This window comes from Sphingomonas sp. UYP23 (genome assembly GCF_054059235.1).
On sequence record NZ_JBSSBX010000001.1, the window covers coordinates 2,280,281 to 2,300,863 of the forward strand.

The 20,583-nt window shown below is 64.8% G+C and carries 16 protein-coding genes, 1 tRNA gene and 1 pseudogene; 8 read left to right on the plus strand and 10 right to left on the minus strand.

What is annotated here, in order from left to right:
- Positions 1-3: 3 nt before the first annotated feature.
- Entirely contained in the window at positions 4-1,476 is a 1,473-nt protein-coding gene (locus ACVWYO_RS11200) for a hypothetical protein (protein ID WP_457350786.1), read from the plus strand.
- On the opposite strand, the gene ACVWYO_RS11205 is transcribed toward ACVWYO_RS11200, so the two are convergent.
- The 8 genes from ACVWYO_RS11205 to ACVWYO_RS11240 form a co-directional block, all read right to left on the minus strand.
- Complete coding sequence (locus ACVWYO_RS11205; RefSeq protein WP_457350788.1) at positions 1,468-1,815, minus strand: tRNA-binding protein; 348 nt, start codon at positions 1,813-1,815, stop codon at positions 1,468-1,470. The two genes, ACVWYO_RS11200 and ACVWYO_RS11205, sit on opposite strands and share 9 nt — an antisense overlap.
- Positions 1,802-2,473, minus strand: coding sequence for a glutathione S-transferase family protein (locus ACVWYO_RS11210; protein ID WP_010185761.1), 672 nt, complete (start codon positions 2,471-2,473; stop codon positions 1,802-1,804). The genes ACVWYO_RS11205 and ACVWYO_RS11210 overlap by 14 nt, the downstream gene beginning before the upstream one ends.
- 72 nt (positions 2,474-2,545) lie before the next feature.
- Positions 2,546-2,986 carry a hypothetical protein gene (locus ACVWYO_RS11215; RefSeq protein WP_457350791.1) on the minus strand — a complete coding sequence of 147 codons (441 nt, stop codon included), beginning with the start codon at positions 2,984-2,986 and terminating at the stop codon, positions 2,546-2,548.
- Between the two features lie 187 nt (positions 2,987-3,173).
- Positions 3,174-7,685 (minus strand): glutamate synthase large subunit, encoded by a 4,512-nt coding sequence (gene gltB / locus ACVWYO_RS11220; RefSeq protein ID WP_457350793.1) that lies wholly within the window; start codon positions 7,683-7,685, stop codon positions 3,174-3,176.
- Positions 7,682-8,263 carry a DUF2059 domain-containing protein gene (locus ACVWYO_RS11225; protein ID WP_457350795.1) on the minus strand — a complete coding sequence of 194 codons (582 nt, stop codon included), beginning with the start codon at positions 8,261-8,263 and terminating at the stop codon, positions 7,682-7,684. Before ACVWYO_RS11225 ends, gltB begins: the two co-directional genes overlap by 4 nt.
- Positions 8,260-9,714 (minus strand): NAD(P)-dependent oxidoreductase, encoded by a 1,455-nt coding sequence (locus ACVWYO_RS11230; protein ID WP_457350797.1) that lies wholly within the window; start codon positions 9,712-9,714, stop codon positions 8,260-8,262. The genes ACVWYO_RS11225 and ACVWYO_RS11230 overlap by 4 nt, the downstream gene beginning before the upstream one ends.
- Positions 9,715-9,868: 154 nt before the next feature.
- Positions 9,869-10,678 carry an undecaprenyl-diphosphate phosphatase gene (locus tag ACVWYO_RS11235; RefSeq protein ID WP_457350799.1) on the minus strand — a complete coding sequence of 270 codons (810 nt, stop codon included), beginning with the start codon at positions 10,676-10,678 and terminating at the stop codon, positions 9,869-9,871.
- Between the two features lie 36 nt (positions 10,679-10,714).
- Complete coding sequence (locus ACVWYO_RS11240; RefSeq protein ID WP_457350801.1) at positions 10,715-11,665, minus strand: complex I NDUFA9 subunit family protein; 951 nt, start codon at positions 11,663-11,665, stop codon at positions 10,715-10,717.
- A 109-nt stretch (positions 11,666-11,774) separates the two neighbouring features.
- Here ACVWYO_RS11240 and ACVWYO_RS11245 point away from each other — a divergent pair.
- The 3 genes from ACVWYO_RS11245 (at position 11,775) to ACVWYO_RS11255 (ending at position 13,496) form a co-directional block, all read left to right on the plus strand.
- Positions 11,775-11,861 (plus strand) — tRNA-Leu (locus ACVWYO_RS11245).
- Between the two features lie 136 nt (positions 11,862-11,997).
- Complete coding sequence (locus tag ACVWYO_RS11250) at positions 11,998-13,104, plus strand: hypothetical protein (protein WP_457350803.1); 1,107 nt, start codon at positions 11,998-12,000, stop codon at positions 13,102-13,104.
- Positions 13,101-13,496, plus strand: a complete 396-nt coding sequence (locus ACVWYO_RS11255; RefSeq protein WP_457350805.1) for a hypothetical protein — start codon at positions 13,101-13,103, stop codon at positions 13,494-13,496. Before ACVWYO_RS11250 ends, ACVWYO_RS11255 begins: the two co-directional genes overlap by 4 nt.
- Positions 13,497-13,558: 62 nt before the next feature.
- Here ACVWYO_RS11255 and ACVWYO_RS11260 read toward each other — a convergent pair whose 3' ends face one another.
- Positions 13,559-13,777: a hypothetical protein gene (locus ACVWYO_RS11260; RefSeq protein WP_457350806.1), complete on the minus strand. Its 219-nt coding sequence runs from the start codon at positions 13,775-13,777 to the stop codon at positions 13,559-13,561.
- Between ACVWYO_RS11260 and ACVWYO_RS11265 the strand changes: the two genes are divergently transcribed.
- Positions 13,776-14,975: a tyrosine-type recombinase/integrase gene (locus ACVWYO_RS11265; RefSeq protein ID WP_457350808.1), complete on the plus strand. Its 1,200-nt coding sequence runs from the start codon at positions 13,776-13,778 to the stop codon at positions 14,973-14,975. The two genes, ACVWYO_RS11260 and ACVWYO_RS11265, sit on opposite strands and share 2 nt — an antisense overlap.
- 137 nt (positions 14,976-15,112) lie before the next feature.
- Positions 15,113-15,403, plus strand: a pseudogene (locus ACVWYO_RS11270) (IS3 family transposase); the annotation flags it as partial.
- A 49-nt stretch (positions 15,404-15,452) separates the two neighbouring features.
- On the opposite strand, the gene ACVWYO_RS11275 reads toward ACVWYO_RS11270, so the two are convergent.
- Entirely contained in the window at positions 15,453-15,845 is a 393-nt protein-coding gene (locus ACVWYO_RS11275; protein WP_457350809.1) for a hypothetical protein, read from the minus strand.
- Positions 15,846-16,011: 166 nt separating this feature from the next.
- Between ACVWYO_RS11275 and ACVWYO_RS11280 the strand changes: the two genes are divergently transcribed.
- Both ACVWYO_RS11280 and ACVWYO_RS11285 read left to right on the plus strand, forming a co-directional pair.
- Positions 16,012-18,735 (plus strand): M10 family metallopeptidase C-terminal domain-containing protein, encoded by a 2,724-nt coding sequence (locus ACVWYO_RS11280; protein ID WP_457350811.1) that lies wholly within the window; start codon positions 16,012-16,014, stop codon positions 18,733-18,735.
- Positions 18,736-18,846: 111 nt separating this feature from the next.
- Entirely contained in the window at positions 18,847-20,583 is a 1,737-nt protein-coding gene (locus ACVWYO_RS11285; protein WP_457350813.1) for a type I secretion system permease/ATPase, read from the plus strand.

Genomic DNA, 20,583 nt, shown 5'->3' on the forward strand with positions numbered 1-20,583 from the left:
CGGATGACGCCTCCCGTTCCCACCGTTCGTGCGCCGCATGCGGTCGCGCTGTTGCTGTTCGCGCTCGTGTGGCTGTCGTGCGTGTCGTTCGGGTCGTTCGTGTTCAACCCCAACACCGCGACGCGCATGTTCGGCGCGCTGGCGCTCGTCGAGCGCGGCGAGGCGACGATCGATCGCTACCAGACGCTGACGATCGACAAGGCCGCGTTCAGACAGGGCGCGGTGACGCATTACTATATGGACAAGGCGCCAGGCATGACGCTGATGGCGGCGCCGGTGGTGTGGGCGACAAACCGGGTTACCGGCGCGCGGTCGTACGATAAGGTGATCGACATCACCAATCCGCGGCTCGCCGACTTCCTGCGGCTGCGGTTGCAGCTTGCGGTGGCGTGCGGCGCAGCGATCCTGACGGCGTTTGCCGCAGTCCTGCTGCTCGATCTCGGGACGGGGATCACCGGCAGCCCGGCGGCGGGGCTGTTCGCCGCGCTCGGTTATGCGTTCGGCTCGATCGTGTGGGGCTGGTCGACGACGCTGTTCGGCCACGCGCCCGTCGCGGCGCTGTTCCTCATCGCGACCTGGGCGATCTGGCGCGGCACGTCGGGCGAGCGCGAGTTCGGGCGCTGGCGCTATCCGCTGATGGCGGGGGCGGCGCTCGGCTGGGCGGTGACGATCGAATTCCAGGCGGCGCTCGGCGGTCTAGCGATCGGCGGCTGGGCGCTGTGGCGCAGCCGCGGCGCGCCCTGGCCGGTGCGGCGGCGGCTGTATGTCGTGGCGGTGTTGACCGCGCTCGTCGCGGTGTCGCCGATGCTCGCCTATAACCAGTTCGCGTTCGGGACGCCGTTCATGACGGGCTATACCGGCGTGGTGGGCTTCAGCGGAATGAACCAGGGCCTGTTCGGCCTGACCTATCCCAAGGCGAGCGCGTTGTACGGCATAACGCTCGGCACGCGACGGGGACTGCTATGGGTCGCGCCGGTCCTGCTGCTGGGGCTCGTTGGGCTGATCCAGCTGGTCCGCGACCGTCGGACGCGCGATCTCGGCGTGGTGGCGCTCGTCGTGGTCGCGATCGTGCTGTCGATCAACGCGTCCTACGCCTATTGGGACGGCGGCGCCTCGACCGGCCCGCGCCATTCGGTCCCGGCGATTCCGTTCCTGGCGCTCGGCCTTGCGCCGTTCTGGGCTGCGCTGCGACGCCCTGCGGCCCGCGCTGCGGCGGCGGCACTGCTCGGGGTTTCGATGCTGCTTAACCTGATCGTGGCGGCGACCGACATCTTTGCGCCCGAAGGCATGATGCTGCCGGTCTGGTCGCGCAACATCCTCGGGCTGCTCGCGCACGGCTATCTCAATACCGTGCCGAGCCTCTATTGGGGCGTGTCGCCGTGGCTCGGGCTGTTCCTGTATCTCGATCTGGCGCTGCCGATGCTCGGCCTGATGCTGTGGTGGACGCGCCGCGCGGAGCGTCGCGGCTCAGTATAGGCGGCCGCCATTGGGCACGGGCAGCGTCGGCTGGACCAGCACGACCTCGCCATTCGCATCGGGAAAGCCAAGCGTCAGCACTTCGGACATCATCGGGCCGATCTGGCGCGGCGGAAAGTTGACCACCGCGGCGACCTGCCGCCCGGGCAACTCGTCGAGCGTGTAGCGTGCGGTGATCTGCGCCGAGGAGCGCTTGATGCCGATCTCGGGGCCGAAATCGATCGTCAGCCGGTACGCGGGTTTGCGCGCCTGCGGGAAAGGCAACGCCTCGACGATCGTCCCGACACGGATGTCGAGTTTCGCGAAATCGTCGAAGGTGACCTGCTCAGAAATCGACATCGTCATAATGTTTCGGCGCCATGATGCCTTCCATCCGTTCGGACAGCAATGGCCGGAAACTCGGGCGGCTCTTGAAGCCGCGATACCATTTCGCGGTCTGCTCGTGGTTGCGCCAGTCGATCCCGCCGAGATAATCGGCGACCGAGATCTGCGCCGCCGCCGCCAGATCGGCGAGGCTCATCGTCGCGCCGGCCATCCAATTGTGATGGTCGAGCAGGTAATCGGTATAATCGAGGTGGCGCACCGCCGCTTTCATCGCATCGCGCAATCGCTTTGAATCGGGCGGCTCCTTGGTGACGAGACGCTTTTCCATCCGCTCATGGAGCAGCGGCGCGACGATATCGGCGAAGAACTGCGAATCGAACCAGGCGACGAGCCGGCGGATCTCGGCGCGGTTGACCGCGGTGCCGTTGATCATCGCATTCTTCTCGACCGTCTCCTCGAGATATTCGCAGATCGCCATCGAATCCATCAGGCGGATGCCGCGCTGCGGATCGGTCATCACCGGCACCTGGCCGGCGGGGTTCATGTCGAGGAATTCGTCGCGCTGCTCCCATGGATTTTCGCGGACGAGTTCGCAGCCGACGCCCTTCTCACCGAGCAGGAGCCGGACCTTACGCGAGAACGGGCAGAGCGGGAATTGATAGAGTTGCCACATGCCCGCTTGGTAGAACGCGGGGGACCGGAGGGGAAGGCGTCACACAAGATTGTGTCGGCCGACGGCCACGGATCAGCGGACGGCGTTGACCTCGGCCTGGGTGAGCGCGATCGCGGCGCGCAGGCGCTCGGTGGTGTGCTTCAGCTCGGCGCTGATGCTGGCGAGGTCGCGTGCGGCCTGGCCGGTGGCGGCGACCGCGCTGCGCGTCTGTGCGTGCAAGTCGCGGCGATAATCGGGGTGGCTACGCGCGGCGAGATCACCGAGCGTATCCTCGGGTCGGATATTCGCGCGCTGGTCGGTAAGCTTGGCGAGCGGGCCGACATGCGTCTGGAGCAGCGCGTCGGCATATTGATCGACCGTGGTCGCGATAATTTCCTGGACGAGCGGGCTTGAGAGCAAGGCGCCGATCTGCGCGGCATCGGGGGTCGGGCGGGGCGGGGGTGGGGCGCTGCCATCGGCGAACGCCGGAGTGGCGATGCCGCACGCGAGCAGACCAAGCAGAATGTGACGCATAATCAACCCTCGAACGCCCCCGATCGAGCTTGGCCGATAGCACGATTCGGGGCGTTTTGTCGATCAGCGAGTGGGGGAAATCCGCTGCGTTCACACCGGTATCCCCGCGAACACGGGGATCCCGCTACTTCGCAGCGCTGGCAGATGAAGCGTCACCCCCGCTTTCGCGGGGGGTGACGGCAGTGAGTTACTCCGCTGCCACCTGCTCCTCGCGGTCATCGAGCGGGTGGCTCAGCCGGGTGAGCATTTCCTTCGGCACGACCTGCCAGAAGCGATCGACCACGCGACCCCAATCGTCGAGCAACGCGCCCGACCATTTCGAATCGGTCGCGGCATGCTGCGCGCGGACGAGCCCGAGCAGCACCGCCTCCCAATGGAGCGACGACAGCCGGTTCCAGGTGATGTTCTCGGGGTTGGCGCGGCGTGCGAAGCTGCCGTCGGCGTCATAGACGAATGCCATCCCGCCGGTCATCCCCGCGCCGAAGTTGGCGCCGACCGGCCCGAGCACGACCGCGGTGCCACCCGTCATATACTCGCACCCGTTCGCGCCGCAGCCCTCGACCACGACGGTCGCACCCGAATTGCGCACCGCGAAGCGCTCGCCAGCTTGGCCCGCCGCGTAGAGGCTGCCCGAGGTCGCGCCGTAGAGCACGGTGTTGCCGATGATCGTATTGTCCTGCGATGCGAGCGGCGAGCTCACCACCGGGCGCACCGCGATGATCCCGCCCGACAGCCCCTTGCCGACATAGTCGTTGGCATCGCCGAACACTTCGAGCGTGATGCCCTTGCACAGGAACGCGCCGAGGCTCTGCCCGGCCGAGCCGCGCAAGCGGACATGGACGTGCCCGTCGGCGAGCGCCGACATGCCGAAGGTGCGCGTGATCTCGCTCGACAGGCGCGTGCCGACTGCGCGGTGCGTGTTGCGCACCGAATAGGTCAGCTGCATCTTCTCGCGCCGGCTGAACACCGCGGCGGCATCCTTGATGATCTGCGCATCGAGGCTGTCGGGCACTTCGTTGCGGCGACCGGTCAGGCTGAAGCGGCGCTGATCGTCGGGCGCGTCGACCTTGGCGAGGATCGGGTTGAGATCGAGATCGTCGAGATGCTCGGCGCCGCGGCTGACCTGGCGGAGCAGCTCGGTGCGGCCGATCACTTCGTCGAGGCTGCGGAAGCCCAGCCGCGCGAGAATGTCGCGCACTTCCTCGGCGATGAAGGTCATCAGGTTGATGACCTTCTCAGGGCTGCCGCTGAACTTCGCGCGCAGCTTCTCGTCCTGGGTGCAGACGCCGACGGGGCAGGTGTTCGAATGGCACTGCCGCACCATGATGCAGCCCATCGCGACGAGCGACAGCGTGCCGATGCCGAATTCCTCGGCGCCGAGGATCGCGGCGATGACGATGTCGCGCCCGGTCTTGAGCCCGCCATCGGTCCGCAGCTTGATGCGACCGCGCAGGCCGTTGAGCGTCAGCGTCTGGTTGACCTCCGACAGCCCCATTTCCCACGGCGTGCCGGCATATTTGATGCTGGTCTGCGGGGAGGCGCCGGTACCGCCGACATGCCCCGCGATCAGGATCACGTCGGCATGCGCCTTGGCGACGCCCGCCGCGACGGTGCCGATCCCGGCCGAGGAGACGAGCTTGACGCACACCCGCGCGATCGGGTTGATCTGCTTGAGGTCGTAGATGAGCTGCGCGAGATCCTCGATCGAATAGATGTCGTGGTGCGGCGGCGGCGAGATCAGCGTCACGCCGGGCGTCGCATGACGCAGCTTGGCGATGAACTCGGTCACCTTGAAGCCGGGCAGCTGCCCGCCCTCGCCGGGCTTTGCGCCTTGGGCGACCTTGATCTCGATCTCGTCGCAGGCGTTGAGATATTCCGCGGTCACGCCGAAGCGGCCGCTCGCGATCTGCTTGACGCCGGAGTTGGCGTTGTCGCCGTTGGCATAGGGCTGATAGCGTGCCTTGTCCTCGCCGCCCTCGCCCGACACCGCCTTCGCGCCAATCCGGTTCATCGCGATCGCCAGCGTCTCATGCGCCTCCGGGGAGAGCGCGCCGAGCGACATGCCCGGCGTCACGAAGCGCTTGCGGATTTCGGTGATCGCCTCGACCTGGTCGACCGGCACGCCCTCGGCGGGGAAGTTGAACTGCAGCAGATCGCGCAGATAGACCGGCGGCAACGCCTCCACGCCGCGCGAGAATTGCAGATAGGTCGAATAGCTGTCGGTCGCGACCGAGTTCTGCAGCAGATGCATCAGCTGCGCCGAATAGGCATGCGTCTCGCCAGTATGGCGCTGGCGATAGAAGCCGCCGATCGGCAGCGTCGCGACACCCTCGTCGAACGCCTTGTCGTGGCGCAGCTGCGCGTTGAGATGGAGCGAGGCATAGCCCTCGCCCGAAATCTTCGCGGGCATGCCCGGGAACAGATCGTTGACCAGCGCACGGCTGAGACCCACCGCCTCGAAATTGTAGCCGCCACGGTAGGAGGAGATCACCGCGATCCCCATCTTCGAGATGATCTTGAGCAGACCCTCCTCGACCGCATGGCGATGCCGCGCGAGGCATTCCTCGAGGCTGAGCTCGCCGAACAGCCCGCGGGCATGGCGATCGGCGATCGACGCCTCTGCCAGATAGGCATGGACGGTCGTCGCGCCGACGCCGATCAGCACCGCATAATAATGCGTGTCGAGGCATTCGGCGGTCTGGACGTTGATGCTGGCATAGGACCGCAGGCCCACCCGCACGAGATGCGTGTGGACTGCCGCCGCCGCGAGCACGCCGGCGATGCCGATCCGGTCGGGACCGATGTTGCGATCGGTCAGGAACAGCTCGCTATGCCCCTGGCGCACCGCGGTGACCGCCTCGGCGCGGATCCGCGCAATCGCGGCGCGTAGCGTTTCCGGTTTGCCGCCGGCCTCGAAGGTGCAGTCGATCTCGGCTGCCTGCGCGCCGAAATGCGTCTTGAGCCGCGCCCACGCCGTACCGTCGAGCACGGGCGATTCGAGCACGAGCACGCCGTCGCGCCGGTCCTCGGTGTCGAGGATGTTGGCGAGGTTGCCGAAGCGCGTCTTGAGCGACATCACATGGCGTTCGCGCAGCGGGTCGATCGGCGGGTTGGTGACCTGGCTGAAATTCTGCCGGAAGAACTGGCTGATGAGGCGCGGCTTGTCCGAGATGACGGCCAGCGGCGTATCGTCGCCCATCGAGCCGATCGCTTCCTTGGCGCCTTCGACCATCGGCGCGAGGATCAGCTCCATATCCTCGAGCGTCTGGCCGGCGGCGACCTGGCGGCGCGTCAGATCGGCGCGGTCGAAGCGCGTGATCGGGTCGCCCTCGGGCAGCGGCAGGTCGGCGATGCTGGTGAACTCGCCGATCATGCCGGCATAATCATGCTCGCCCGCGATCCGGTCCTTCACCGCGCGGTCGTGCAGCAGCACGCCTTCGTCGAGATCGATCGCGATCATCTGGCCCGGCCCGAGCCGGCCCTTCTCGATCACGGTCGATTCGGGAACGACGACCATCCCGCTCTCCGACCCGACGATCAGCAGGCCGTCGATCGTGCGGACATAGCGGAGCGGACGCAGCGCGTTGCGATCCATGCCGGCAACCGCCCAGCGGCCATCGGTCATCGCGAGTGCGGCGGGGCCGTCCCACGGCTCCATCACCGAGGCGAGATACTGGTACATCGCGAGATGTTCGGCGGGCATGTCGATCGAATCGGCCATCGCCTCGGGGACGAGCATCAGCTTGGCGGTCGGTGCGTCGCGGCCCGAGCGGCAGATCGCCTCGAACACCGCGTCGAGCGCGGCGGTGTCGGACGCACCCGCCGGGATCACCGGCTTGATGTCCTCCGAATGCTCACCGAAGGCGAGGCTCGCCATGCGGATTTCGTGGCTGAGCATCCAGTTCTTGTTGCCGCGGATCGTGTTGATCTCGCCATTGTGCGCGAGCGTGCGGAACGGTTGCGCCAGCCACCATTGCGGGAAGGTGTTGGTCGAATAGCGCTGATGAAAGATCGCGACGCGGCTCTCGAAGCGCGGGTCGCGCAGATCGGGATAGAAGATCGACAGCGATTCGGCGAGGAACAGGCCCTTGTAGATGATCGAGCGGCACGACAGGCTGCAGATGTAGAAACCCTGGATCTGCGCCGCGATCACGCGCTTCTCGATCCGACGGCGGACGAGATAGAGGTTCTTCTCGAACTCGGCGAAGCTCGCCTCCTCGGGCAGCGGCCCGGCGATCATGATCTGCTCGATCTCGGGACGCGTCGCGAGACCCTTCTGGCCGATCACCGAAACGTCGACTGGCACCTGGCGCCAGCCATAGATGGTATAGCCCTCTTCGATGATCACGCTCTCGACGATCGTGCGGCACGCTTCCTGCGCGCCGAGATCGGTGCGCGGCAGGAAGATCATCCCGACCGCGAGCCGGTTGGGGAGCGGGCGATGGCCCGAGGCGGCGATCGCGTCGTCGAAGAATTTGAGCGGCAGGTCGATGTGCAGCCCGGCGCCGTCGCCGGTCTTGCCGTCGGCATCAACCGCGCCGCGGTGCCACACCGCCTTCAGCGCATCGATCGCTGACTGGACGACGCGGCGCGAAGGGGTGCCGTCAGTCGCGGCGACGAGGCCGACGCCGCAGGCATCGCCCTCGAATTCGGGGCGGTACATGCCGTGCTCGGCGAGATAGGCGTGCTGGTCGGTCATCGGTGGGACCCCTTGGTGTCGGCGGATGCGGCGGCGCTCAGATAGCGGCGTACGATCTCGCGCTTGCGGGATTGGATTTCGGTGAGAAGCTGCGGATAGGTGGCTGCATAGCGCTGTCCGACCGGCGTCCGAAAGAAGCGTGCGATCTCGTCCATTTCGGTTGCGGTGAAACGCTTGGCATAGATCGTCTGGCTCGCCGCCATCACATCGTCGAGGATTGCCGATTCGCTCGCGGCGAGCCGGGCCCTGGTCGATGCGCTCGGGCTGACCAGGGCCTCGCATGGCTTCATGTTGCGCCCCGTAGCCGCGCGGTTGAGGCAATCCTCGGTCATCTCGGATTCTGCGGCGCGGATCGCATCCTTGATCAGCACCGCCTGGCGCGCGCGGAAGCGGCTGACGACGAGCAATCGCCCGGCCGCCGCGCGGCGTTCGTCATAATCGGCGGCGGCATCGGCATTGGCGGCGGGCGCCGGCAGGGCAGGGCGCCGCACCTGACCGTGCGCCGTCGTGGCACACAGCAGCGCAACGCCGAGCGTCGCGCTGCCACCGCGCCACCTGCGGGTCGGGCGGTGCGTCATGCCGCCTGCTTGCTCGCCGCCGTGTCGGCCGCGGCCTTGGTCTTGAGGTAGCGGTGCATGTTCGCCGCGACGTCGCGCCCGTCGCGGATCGCCCATACGACGAGGCTTGCGCCGCGCACGATGTCGCCCGCCGCGAACACGCCGTCGAGCGAGGTCATCAGCGTCTTGTTGTCGACCAGCACCGTGCCCCAGCGCGTCACCGTCAGCTCGGGCGCGCCGAACAGCGTCGGCAGATCCTCGGCGTCGAAACCGAGCGCCTTGATCACCAGGTCGGCGTTGAGCTCGAACCCGCCTTCGGGGTCGATCTCGGGCGCACGGCGGCCCGAGGCGTCGGGCGCGCCGAGCCGCATCGCGCTCGCCTTGACGGTGGAGACCGCGCCTTCGCCGGCGAAGCTCTCGGGCGCCGACAGCCAGACGAACTCGACGCCTTCTTCCTCGGCATTGGCGACTTCGCGCTGCGAGCCCGGCATGTTGGCACGGTCGCGGCGATAGAGGCACTTCACCGACGCCGCATCCTGGCGGATCGCGGTGCGGACGCAGTCCATTGCGGTGTCGCCGCCGCCGATCACGACGACATGCTTGCCCGCAGCGTTGAGGCTGCCATCGTCGAACGTCGGGACGGCATCGCCAAAGCCCTTGCGGTTCGACGCGGTGAGGAAGGCGAGCGCATCGACCACGCCGGTCGCATCGACGCCCGGCGCCTTGATCGCGCGGGCGCGGTAGACGCCGGTCGCGATCAGGATCGCATCGTGGCGTTGGCGCAACGCGTCCATGCTGGCGTCACGGCCGACCTCGAAATTCTCGTGGAAGACGATCCCGCCGGCCTTGAGCCGCTCGACGCGGCGCATCACGACGGGCTTTTCGAGCTTGAAGCCGGGGATGCCATAGGTCAGCAGCCCGCCCGCGCGATCGTAGCGGTCGTAGACGTGGACGTCATAGCCGTTGCCGCGGAGATATTCGGCTGCGCTGAGACCCGCCGGCCCAGCCCCAATCACGCCGACCGATTGTCCGCGCGCGCGGCCGGGGACGAGCGGCTCGACCCAACCTTCTTCCCAGGCGGTGTCGGTGATGAACTTCTCGACCGCGCCGATCGTCACCGCGCCGTGGCCGGAGAATTCGATCACGCAATTGCCTTCGCACAGGCGGTCCTGCGGGCAGATCCGTCCGCAGATCTCGGGCATGGTCGAGGTCGCGTTGCTGAGCTCGTACGCCTCGCGCAGCCGGCCCTCGGCGGTCAGCCGCAGCCAGTCGGGGATGTGGTTGTGCAGCGGGCAATGGACCGAGCAATAGGGTACGCCGCATTGCGAACAGCGCCCGGCCTGTGCTTCCGCATCGGGCACCGGATAGCGTTCGGCAATCTCGCGAAAGTCTTCCGCGCGGAGCTCGGGCTCGCGCTTGGCAGGATAGACCTGCTCGCGATCGACGAATTTCAGCAGTGACGTGTCAGCCATGTGCGCACCTTTCGAATGCGCAAATATCGACCGATCGTCACGCTGTCATTACGAAAACGTAATATAAGACAGCATCGCTGACCTAATTAAATTAGCAGGATCTTTTATGGTCCGCAGCAGGCGTGTGTTCGATGATTATTAGGACCGATACGGACTAAATGGTCATTAGCCATACGAACGCTGTGGTCCCGGCAAGGATCCGATACCAGGCAAAGGGAACGAAGCCATGACGTGTCACGACGGCGACGAACCATTTTACCACCAGCAGCGCGACAAGGAAGGCGACGACAAAGCCAAGGCCGATCGCACCCAAACCCACGCCCTGCCCATTGAGCAGCTCATGCCGGTTCTTGACCAGTTCGAGCGTGGTCGCACCGAGCATGGTCGGGATGGCGAGGAAGAAGCTGAACTCGGCCGCGGTGCGCCGTTCGACTCCGAGCGCGAGCGCGCCGAGGATCGTCGCGCCCGAGCGGCTGACGCCAGGCACCATCGCCAGGCATTGCAGGCACCCGATCCCGACGACCTTGCCGAGCGGAATGTCCGCGACGCCCACGATATCGCTCTTGGGAGCAAGCCGCTCGACGACGATGATCGCGATCCCGCCGATGACCAGGGCGATCGACACGACCACGGCATTGCCGAGCAGCGCCTCGATCTGCTTGTGGATCGCAAGGCCGAGGATCGCCGCTGGGATGAATGCGACCAGGATGTTGCGCACGAAGCGCAGCGACACCGGATCGCGCCGCGCCAGTCCCATCGCAACCGCGAGGAACGTCCGCCAGTATAGGACGACGATCGCGAGGATCGCGCCCAGCTGGATGACGATGTTGAACACCTGCCAGCGCGCCGCGTCATAGCCGAGCAGCTTGGTCGCGAGGATCAGGTGCCCGGTCGACGAGACCGGCAGGAATTCTGTCACCCCCTCGACGATGCCGAGCAGGATGATACTGATAATGTCGCCCACGAAATTCCCCCTGTCAGACGACGCTTCAGACGGCGCTTATGCCGCCAATGGCACCGCGAAACGGCCGCCCTTGCGGTATCGCACCAGCCACCCCGGCGCGACCGCGTCAAGCGGCGTCGGCGTGATCCCGAGCAGTTCCAGTCCGTTCTGTGCCGAAACGACATTGTCGCTCGCCAGCATTTTCCATTGATCCTGCGTGATCGGCGCACCGGGGAGGAAGCCGGCCGATGCGATCGCCGCGCCGATCGAATCGGGCAGCTCGACGATCTTGGGCGCGCGATGGGTCGCCTTGGCGATCCAGCGCACCAGCGCGCCCATCGACAGCACGTCGGGGCCGCCGAGCTCGAGCGTCCTGCCGGCGGCAAGCTCGGGCTGGGCGAGTGCTGCGACCACCGCGTCGGCGACGTCACCGACATAGACCGGCTGGAACTTGGTGCCAGCGCGCAGCACGGGCACGACATGGACGAGCGGCATCGAAGCCGCAGTCGCGATCATCGCGGCGAAGCGATTGACGAACTGGTCCTCGCGCCCGAACACGATCGAGGGCCGCAGGATCGTTGCTGTCGGGAAGGCGGCGCGCACCGCGGCCTCGCCTTCGCCCTTGGAGCGGCCATATGCCGAGGGCGACGCGGGATCGGCGCCAATCGCAGAGACATGGATGAGCGACGCGACACCGGCGGCGGCGGCTGCCTCTGCGACGATTCGCGCGCCCTCGACCTGGATCTTGTGGAAGTCGCCGCTGAGGATGCCGACGAGATTGACCACCGCGTCCGAACCCGCGATCGCGCGCCGGATCGAGTCCGGGTTGGAGATGTCCGCGACCGCGAATTGCGTCTGGCCCAGCCCGCCGAGCGGCTTGAGGAAGAACGCCTGGCGCGGATCGCGCTGTGCGATCCGCACACGCGCGCCGGTTTCGAGCAGCGCCTGTGCGACATAGCGGCCGAGAAACCCTCCGCCGCCGATCAGCGTAACCAGTGTATTCTTCATCGCGTGCGCCTTGTGCCTGCCATTCGCTTGGGGTGATCAGCCCTTGCCCCAGCACACAGTGTGTTGACAAGGCCGACTCGCCTCCCCTAAGGCCCGCGACCTACCCAGTGCCCGGATGGCGGAATTGGTAGACGCACCAGCTTCAGGTGCTGGCGCTCGCAAGGGCGTGGAGGTTCGAGTCCTCTTCCGGGCACCACATTCGTGAAATCGGACCCATACAGGACAAAGCTGGGCACTGCGCTCGCTCCTATAGTGCTGTCCAAGCACTCTCTGATTGACTTGTAGGAAAATGTTGCTCAAATGTTCTCGCCGCATCAGACAGCGAGGGCGGCATGATTCCGATATCCGACAGCGAACGGCGACGGGCTTTCTCGATCTGGCTACGCACCGGCAGATTGCCGAGCATAGGCGCCGCGAACGGCGTCGAACTCAAATTCAATCCTTGGCATGATCCCCGCGACGGGCGCTTCACATTTGCGCCGGGCGGGGTGTCGTCTTCTTCAAGTCGGCGATTTACGCGCTCGAACGTGGGAAGGCGGGAACTGCCGGTCTCGGCGACGCGCACCGCCGACAAAGCGCCGGTTGCGGGCAACAGCGTATTGGACCCCATAGCCGATCAGGTGCGGCCACCCGCGCGGCCCGGTCCCGCGATGGGGCGTGGCAGCAACATTCGGGCGTTCGAGGATCCGATGACGCTTGAGCAGTCCTTTCCCGGGCTACGAGATTCACCGGGCGGCGCAATCGTCGCCGTTGCCGACAACCTCTTTGACCTGACCGGACCGGCGAACAGATCACAAATGGAATTCCTCCAAGATCAGTCGCGCCAACTCACTGCGCAGATCAAGGCGCTCGACCCGAAATGGCATTATGACGAGATCGGTCCCACCGATGCGTTCGGAGCGCCGATTGTTACGTTGCAAGGGCTGGGCGCGAAGGTGGCCGATCTTCGTTTCCAGCGCGCGGCAATCGCCGCTCGCGTGAAGGGTGACTATGGTCCGCTTAAGGTCGAGACGCTGCGCTTCATTCAGCAGCGCGCGGACAGCGCGTATGATGACGCTGTAACGTTGCTAAAAGCCGGGCGACTCACTCCGCGACTTTCGGACCGCGAGGCGATAGGAAACTATGTCGATCGCGAAGTTAGACGCGATCTTCGTGCGCGTTATAACCAGCTAGGTATTGACCCGAGTGGCAATGGGCCGGTGCGTGTGAATCGGAGGGAAGATGACAGTTCTGGGACGGACCTTACCTACCGGCGACCGGATGCACGGGTAAACGACGTCGCGTTCGACGTTACGCTGACGCGTAAGACGCTCGGGACGGCGCAAGTCCGCGGTTTCTTTAACTCCGACTTTCGACCGAGCCGCGTCGTAATCATCCGTCCGCGCCAGCTCGGCACCGATTACACATATGTCATTTCCCGCCCGGAGACGAAACGATGAACGGATCAAATCCATACTTCAATCCGAAGCCATATATCCCGGCCTCGCTGAGCGAAATTTATGACCAACTCGGCTCGATGATATTACACGCCCCTACCTTCATCGATCGGACGCTTGTCTTCCCCGATCGGAACATCGACAGCGAGTTCAGCACACTGGTCGCAGGCTTCGACGTCGTTCGAAAGAAGCTTGGCGAAGCGCGCTACGCCGCGCTGATCGATTTAGCCGAGCGCGCCAAGTCACTGTTCGCCGCCGACCAGGACGACACCAACGGTAAAACTGACCAGGGGCGCGCCTTGCTGCAGGAGATTGAGAACGAGATTCAAGCCGCAAGGCGGGGCCGTGTGAACGCGAAACTTCCGGACCATGATGGTGAGGTCACGGGCGACTAACGGAAATTATCCAATGATCTGAGTGCCCACCTTTGTCCCCTGTGGGGCACCATTCGTGCGTCTTATGACGCCCCAGAACCATCGAAAAAATCGCAGAGATCTGCCACTTTCAGGCTGGTTTTGTCCGAAGGCGTCTTACCGAATTTCAGTTGATCCCATTCAGAAGTGGGCCATGGCCCGGGCCATCGGTGGCCCGATTCAAACGGTGGCCCGGCGGGCCATTTCGACGGGATACGGCGCTGCTTTCGATCGATACCGTTCAACGCGGGATTGATGGTCATGGCACTTAAAGATCTAAAGATCCGATCCCTCAAGGCTGAGAATCGTGTTTACAAGCGTAGCGACGAGCGCGGGTTGTACATCGAGGTACATCCCAGCGGCTCGAAACTCTGGCGTATGAAATATTCCCATGTGGGGAAGGATAAACGCATCGCGCTCGGGCGCTATCCCGAGGTCGGCTTGGCAGAAGCTCGTCGCAAACGCGACGAGGCAAGAGCCAAGGTTCGTGACGGCGTCGACCACCTTGCGGAACGGAAGCGAGAGAAACTCGTAGCCCATTACAACGCGGCGAACACGTTCGGCGATGTTGCCAAGCAATATATCAACAAGATGGTCGCCGAGGGCCGGGCTGATACGACGACTACAAAAGCGAATTGGCTTTTAGAGCAACTCGCACCGATCGCCGCTCGAGCAATTTATGAATGGAAGCCTGTCGATGTCCTGGCTGCGCTCAAACGTATTCAGGCAAAGGGCAAACATGAAACCGCGCGCCGCTGTCGTTCATTTGCCAGCCGCGTATTTCGTTACGGCGTGGCGACCGGCCGTGTCGACACCGACCCAACCTCCGTACTGCGTGGCGCGTTGATCACGCCCAAGGTTGAGCACCACAGCGCAATCCTCGAACCGAGGGCGGTCGGCGAGCTCATGCGATCGATCGATGCCTATTCGGGCCATCTCATCACCCGTCTGGCGTTGAAGATATCGCCCCACGTCATGGCCCGCCCCGGCGAGCTCCGGCAGGCCCTGTGGCCCGAATTTGATCTCGAAAACGGGGTCTGGAAAATTCCCCCTGAGCGTATGAAGATGCGGCGACCACATGCCGTCCCGCTGTCAAAGCAGGTACTGGTCTATCTTGCTGAGTTGCATGCATTGACTGGACCCGACGGGTTCGTGTTCCCCGCGTTTCATACTTCGCGGAGGCCACTGAGTGAAAATACGATAAACCAAGCGTTCCGACGCATGGGCTACGCCCCAGGCGAGGTGACGGCTCACGGCTTGAGGACGACCGCATCGACTCTTCTAAATGAAAGCGGAAAATGGAGCCCACACGCGATCGAGCATTCGTTGGCTCATGCGGACAAGGATGCGATCCGGGGTACTTACAATCGCGGAATGTATTGGGAGGAACGTATCGCGATGCATCAGTGGTGGAGCGACTATTTGGATCAGCTACGCGCTGCCGACTCTGCTTCGGTTTGAGCCTGAGCAACGGAGAGGCGAGGTCACATTCCCAGCGAGCGGATGCGCCCAACAGCTATTTTGAACATGGCAGCGTGAGAAGGGGAGTGCACCAGTTTGTTTTGGTGGCGGCCGAGGCGCAGATGCAGCGATGGTGTCACGACAGCGTCAGGGGCTGCAGGGAGCCGATCTGCCGCGTCCTGCCAATCGCCCCATCCACATACCACGAGCGCGTCGCGCAGCGGCAGGATCCGACACGCCTGTCGGCGCGAGCCCGGCAGGACGCGGTCCTAAAGCCTGAGATCGCGCGCGTGTTCGCCGAGAACTTCGCGGTCTACTGCGTGCGCAAGGTCTGGGGGCAATTGATACGGGAGGGCATGCCCTTCGCCCGCTGTACGGTCGCGCGACTGATGCGCGAAATCGGCTTGGCAGGCGTGATCCGGGGCAAGCGCGGTGCGCACCACGATGCGCGATCTGGCGGCGTCGGCTCGCCGACGACTAAAGACCCAGACCCTTGAGCAGACGCTCGGCCGAAGCCGCCAGCGCGGCGTCCTGAACCGGCAGGAACAGCGCTTCCGCAGGCGGCGGCAGCAGCGCGCCGGACGGCCGGTCGATGCGGCTGAGCAGCGCGGCGATCGTCAGCCGCTGGTCCTGCGCGGCGAGCGTGAAGCCCAGCACGATATGGCGCGGCTCGGCCAGCCGCGCCTCGCCGACATGCGCCGGGACTACGTTGGTATACCCGCTCCGCTTCAGCACGGCGGTGACGGCCGCGCAAAACTGCTGCGCGACGTTTTCCCTCACGCCCGGCCCGCGCACCACGCAGACGGGATGGATCGCATCATAGTCCATCAGTTCGCGCCGCGGCGACGCTGCGACCGGGTTCGTTTCCATCGCCAGCATTCCAATCGTAAGTGCAAGGGTGATCACGGTCCGTTGCACAATGTATTACTCCGCGAGGCAGAAATCGCATCCATTATCTACTATTTTAACGGGACGGGTACTAGTGGAGCATGCCAATTGGCAATATAGCTGACCGGAAAATGTAGCGGGGAATTTCATGGGGTACGAGCCCGGAATTGCGCAGCGCGGTGGAACCGGTCCCAATGGCAAGCCGTCGCTCTCGGGCATCGAGGCGGGCGCGCAGATCACGCGTGCCGGGCTGAGCTGGGCGACCAGCCTGGGCACGCCCGCCACGGTTAGCTACGCTTACCGGGCGACGGGAAATTCGACCACTCTTGGCAGCAGCGGGTTCAGCCAGTTCACCGCCGCCGAGATCGCGATGGCCGATCTCGCGTTTCAGGCCTGGTCGGACGTCGCCAATATCCATTTCGTACGTCAGGGCAGCGGCACCACCGGCGCGGGCGCCTACAGCGATACGGCGCAGATCCTGCTCGGCAATTATACCTCGGGCGCCAATTTCGCGGCGGGTTTCGCCAATTATCCCAGTCGCGGCGGAACCTCCAACGTCTGGATCAACGGTGCCCTGTCGTACGAGCTGGCGGGGAGTGCCTCCACCCTGGTGCACGAGATCGGCCATTCGCTCGGTTTGAGTCATCCGGGCGACTATAACGCGAGCGCGGACAGGGCCCTCGCTTACGGCGCCGATGCGCAATATTACGAGGACTCCACGCAATATTCAGTGATGAGCTATTTTGGCGATTCGAACACCGGCGGCACCGGGTCGGTGACTCAGCCGACACCGATGCTGGACGACATCACCGCGCTCCAGCGGCTGTACGGCGCCAACATGACCACTCGTACCGGCAACACCGTTTACGGCTTCAACTCTACGGCGGATCGCCAGTGGTTCAGCGCCAGTTCGGGCCCGCTCAATTTCGCGGTGTGGGACGCCGGCGGCATCGATACGTTCGATTTCTCGGGCTATTCGCAGGCCCAGCGCATCGACCTACGGCAAGGCCAGTTCTCCGATGTCGGCGGGCTGCTGAAGAACGTCGCCGTCGCTTACGGCGTCATTATCGAAAACGCGATCGGCGGGTCGGGCAACGACATCATCATCGGCAACAGCGCGGATAACGTGCTGCGCGGGGGCGCCGGCAACGACACCTTGTACGGTGTGGGCGGAAACGACACCCTGCTCGGCGAGGCCGGCGACGATACGATCGACGGCAGCGTCGGCAGCGACATTATCGATGGCGGCGCCGGCGACGACACATTGCTCCTACGCGGCATCCTCACCGACTATACCGCCATCCAGAATGCCGACGGTAGCTGGACGGTGTCGCAGATCTATGGCGGCACCAACCGGATTTCGAACATTGAGAGCGTGAACCTCGGCGGCACAACCTATGGCTGGCAGTCGTTCACGCAGGGTGCCTTCGACGGACTGCGCTACATCGCGTCATACAGCGACATGATCGCGGCCTTCGGCGCAAACGCCGATGCGGGACATCAGCATTTTCTCAATGCGGGCCTGAAAGAGGGGCGGACGATCAGCTTCGATCCCGTCGAATATGCCGCGTCCAACCCCGACCTGTTCAAAGCGTACGGGCTGAATAACGTCGCGCTCGAAACGCATTACATTCTTTACGGTTTTGCCGAGAAGCGGGCCACCACGAGCTTCAACGCGCTCGAATATATCGCCTCCAATCCGGATCTGGTCCGAGCGTTCGGTTATGACGCGCATTCCGGCGCGCTGCATTACCTGACCAATGGCATTAGCGAGGGGCGCGCCACTACGACCTTCGATCCGACGCGCTATGCGATCGCCAATCCGGATCTCTACCGCGCCTATGGCCTCGATCCCACGGCGCTGACGCGTCATTATATCGAACACGGGCTCGCCGAGGGACGCTTTGCGACGTCGTCGTTCGATGCCCTGGTGTACGGCGCATCCTATGCCGATCTGATCCAGGCCGTCGGTACGGATACGACCGCGCTAAAGCTGCACTGGCTACAGCACGGTGCGCAGGAGGGCCGGACGATCGCGGGCTTCAACCCTTATGGCTATGCCGTCGCCAACCCGGATATCTATGCGGCGTATGGCACCAATATCGACGCGCTCGCGACGCATTACATCCGCAGCGGCTTCTCGGAACATCGCACGTTCAGCAGCTTCGATCCGGCGCTCTACGCGGCGACCAACCTGGATCTAGCGCGAGCGTTCGGCGGCAATCTCGACGCCCTGACCCAGCATTACATCAAGAACGGCATCGCCGAGCACCGCGCGATCACCGGCTTCGACGCGCTGGAATATGCCGCCTCGAACACGTCGCTGATCACCAGCGTCGGGCTCGATGCGCATGCGCTCGCGCTGCATTACATCACCACGGGGTTGAACGCCGGGCTTTCCGCGACCAGCTTCGATGCGGTCGCCTACATGATGAGCTATACGGCGGCGCAAGGCGGCGGAACCGCCGGCTCGATCTCCCAATATGTCAACGGCGCGTACAAGACGATCACCGACCCCGATGGCAAATACGGCAACGAGCAGAGTGTCCACACCCTCGTCAACGGCGACGTCAACGGCACCTTCGAGATTTTGGGGGATCGCGACTGGTACGTTTACACCAAGACGACCGGTTCCTCGGCGATCCAGTTCCGGCTGGATGCGACGACCAATCCGCGCTCGTTCATGGTCGTACAGGTCTATGACAGTGCCGGGCATCTGATCGATACGGCCGGCAACGGTTCGAACTTCGTCGCCCCCGACAATCACCTCTATACCTATCTCAACGAGACGCTGGGCGCGGGCACCTATTATGTGTCGGTCAGCACCAGCAACGACAATTATTCGGGCGGATATCATCTGCACATCGCGTGATCGCCGGACGTGTGGTGGGCGCCGGGCGAATTGCGCGGCGAATCGCGGGCGTTCCCCTGCCGAACGCCGGCAGGTGATCTTTCCCGCCCACGACGCTAGGATATGCGTGTGATGTCCACGGCCATTCCTCTCATGCCGACCGTCACGATGCGCTCGGCGCTGGTGCTCTGCCGACGGCATTTCGTGGCGGCGGCGGCGTTCAGCGCGCTTATCAACCTGCTCTACGTCGCGCCCACGATCTACATGCTCCAGCTCTACGACCGGGTGGTGCCGACACAGGGGCTGCAGACGTTGCTGTTCCTGACGGCGGTCCTGTTGTTCGCGCTGATAACCTTATCTTTGCTCGACAGCATCCGTACGCGCCTTCTCGTCAGGGCCGGGATACAGCTCGACGCGACGCTGGCGCCGTTGATTCTCGATGCCACACTGGGTCGTCCGGAATTGGCGACGGCGCGTCAGGCGCTGCGTGAGTTCGACACCATGCGCGGGACACTTACGGGGCCCGGCATCCTCGCGCTGTTCGACGCGCCCTGGGTGCCGATCTACGTCATCGTCGCGTTCATCGTCCATCCGCTGATCGGGGCGATGGCGGTGGCGGGATGCGTCGTACTGCCGCTGATCGCCTGGGCCAACGAGCGCGCGACCGGATCGAAACTGCGCCAGGCGCAAACGAGCGCCGGTCAATCCTATGCGAGCCAGGATGCCACGTTGGGCTTCGCCGAGAGCGTGCGGGCGCTGGGCATGCGGCGTGCGATGGTGCGCCGCCAACTTCGTCAGCGCGAGGCGATGCTGACCGCGCAGAGCGACGCGAATTTTGCCGCCAGCGGATATATGACCGGCACGAAGTTCACGCGCCTCGCCTTGCAGTCGCTAGCGCTCGGGCTCGGCGCGTTGCTGGCGGTCGACAACCAGATTTCGGCCGGCGCGATCTTCGCCTCCTCGTTCCTGATCGCGCGTGCGCTTGCGCCGATCGAGATGTTGATCGGCACCTGGCGGCAGCTCGTGCTGGCGCGGAGCAGCTACGGAATGCTGGAGTCGCTGCTCGCCGGCGCGTCGGACCGCGTGCCGCTGACGCAACTGCCCGCGCCGATGGGCGGCCTGACGATCGAAAATCTCATCATCCTCAACGACACGCGTGATGCCGCCATCATCAACGGCGTTTCGATGGCGGTCTCACCGGGCGAGGTGATCGCCATCGTCGGGCCGAGCGGCGCCGGAAAATCGACGCTGGTCCGCGCCATTGCTGGCGCGCTGACACCCGATCGCGGCACGGTGCGCTTCGACGACGCCAGCGCGAGCGACTGGGAGCCCGAACGACTGGCGCAATATATCGGATACCTGCCACAGGATTCGGCGCTGTTCGCGGGCTCGGTCGCGGCCAACATCGCGCGCTTCACCGGTGAACTGGGCGGCGACCGGTCGGCCATAGACGCCGGCGTCGTAGCCGCGGCGACCAGCGTCGGCGCCGATGCCCTGATCCGCCACTTGGCGGACGGCTACGACCACCAGCTCGGGTTGGGCGGGCGTGGCGTGTCTGCCGGGCAGGCGCAGCGGATCGCGCTTGCCCGCGCCGTCTACGGTGATCCGCGGATCCTGATTCTCGACGAACCCAATGCCCATCTCGACGCGGACGGCGACGCGGCGCTGATCGAAGCCTTGTCCAACCTGAAAGCGGCCAGGCGCACGATTTTGATCGTGTCGCACAAGCTGGGCATCCTGCCGGTGGTCGATCGCATTGTCGTGTTGCGCGACGGGCGGATCGAGCTGTTCGGCCCGCGCGACGAAGTCCTCAACAAACTCGCCCCGCCCAATGTGCGGCGCGTAGTGCCGCCGGCAAAGGGCGCGTAA

Excerpts from the sequence above, each read along its gene's own strand:
- ACVWYO_RS11200 (WP_457350786.1), top strand. The coding sequence starts at position 4 with ATGACGCCTCCCGTTCCCACCGTTCGTGCGCCGCATGCGGTCGCGCTG.
- ACVWYO_RS11205 (WP_457350788.1), bottom strand. The coding sequence starts at position 1,815 with ATGTCGATTTCTGAGCAGGTCACCTTCGACGATTTCGCGAAACTCGAC.
- ACVWYO_RS11210 (WP_010185761.1), bottom strand. The coding sequence starts at position 2,473 with ATGTGGCAACTCTATCAATTCCCGCTCTGCCCGTTCTCGCGTAAGGTC.
- ACVWYO_RS11215 (WP_457350791.1), bottom strand. The coding sequence starts at position 2,986 with ATGCGTCACATTCTGCTTGGTCTGCTCGCGTGCGGCATCGCCACTCCG.
- gltB (WP_457350793.1), bottom strand. The coding sequence starts at position 7,685 with ATGACCGACCAGCACGCCTATCTCGCCGAGCACGGCATGTACCGCCCC.
- ACVWYO_RS11225 (WP_457350795.1), bottom strand. The coding sequence starts at position 8,263 with ATGACGCACCGCCCGACCCGCAGGTGGCGCGGTGGCAGCGCGACGCTC.
- ACVWYO_RS11230 (WP_457350797.1), bottom strand. The coding sequence starts at position 9,714 with ATGGCTGACACGTCACTGCTGAAATTCGTCGATCGCGAGCAGGTCTAT.
- ACVWYO_RS11240 (WP_457350801.1), bottom strand. The coding sequence starts at position 11,665 with ATGAAGAATACACTGGTTACGCTGATCGGCGGCGGAGGGTTTCTCGGC.
- ACVWYO_RS11250 (WP_457350803.1), top strand. The coding sequence starts at position 11,998 with ATGATTCCGATATCCGACAGCGAACGGCGACGGGCTTTCTCGATCTGG.
- ACVWYO_RS11255 (WP_457350805.1), top strand. The coding sequence starts at position 13,101 with ATGAACGGATCAAATCCATACTTCAATCCGAAGCCATATATCCCGGCC.
- ACVWYO_RS11265 (WP_457350808.1), top strand. The coding sequence starts at position 13,776 with ATGGCACTTAAAGATCTAAAGATCCGATCCCTCAAGGCTGAGAATCGT.
- ACVWYO_RS11260 (WP_457350806.1), bottom strand. The coding sequence starts at position 13,777 with ATGACCATCAATCCCGCGTTGAACGGTATCGATCGAAAGCAGCGCCGT.
- ACVWYO_RS11275 (WP_457350809.1), bottom strand. The coding sequence starts at position 15,845 with ATGGAAACGAACCCGGTCGCAGCGTCGCCGCGGCGCGAACTGATGGAC.
- ACVWYO_RS11280 (WP_457350811.1), top strand. The coding sequence starts at position 16,012 with ATGGGGTACGAGCCCGGAATTGCGCAGCGCGGTGGAACCGGTCCCAAT.
- ACVWYO_RS11285 (WP_457350813.1), top strand. The coding sequence starts at position 18,847 with ATGTCCACGGCCATTCCTCTCATGCCGACCGTCACGATGCGCTCGGCG.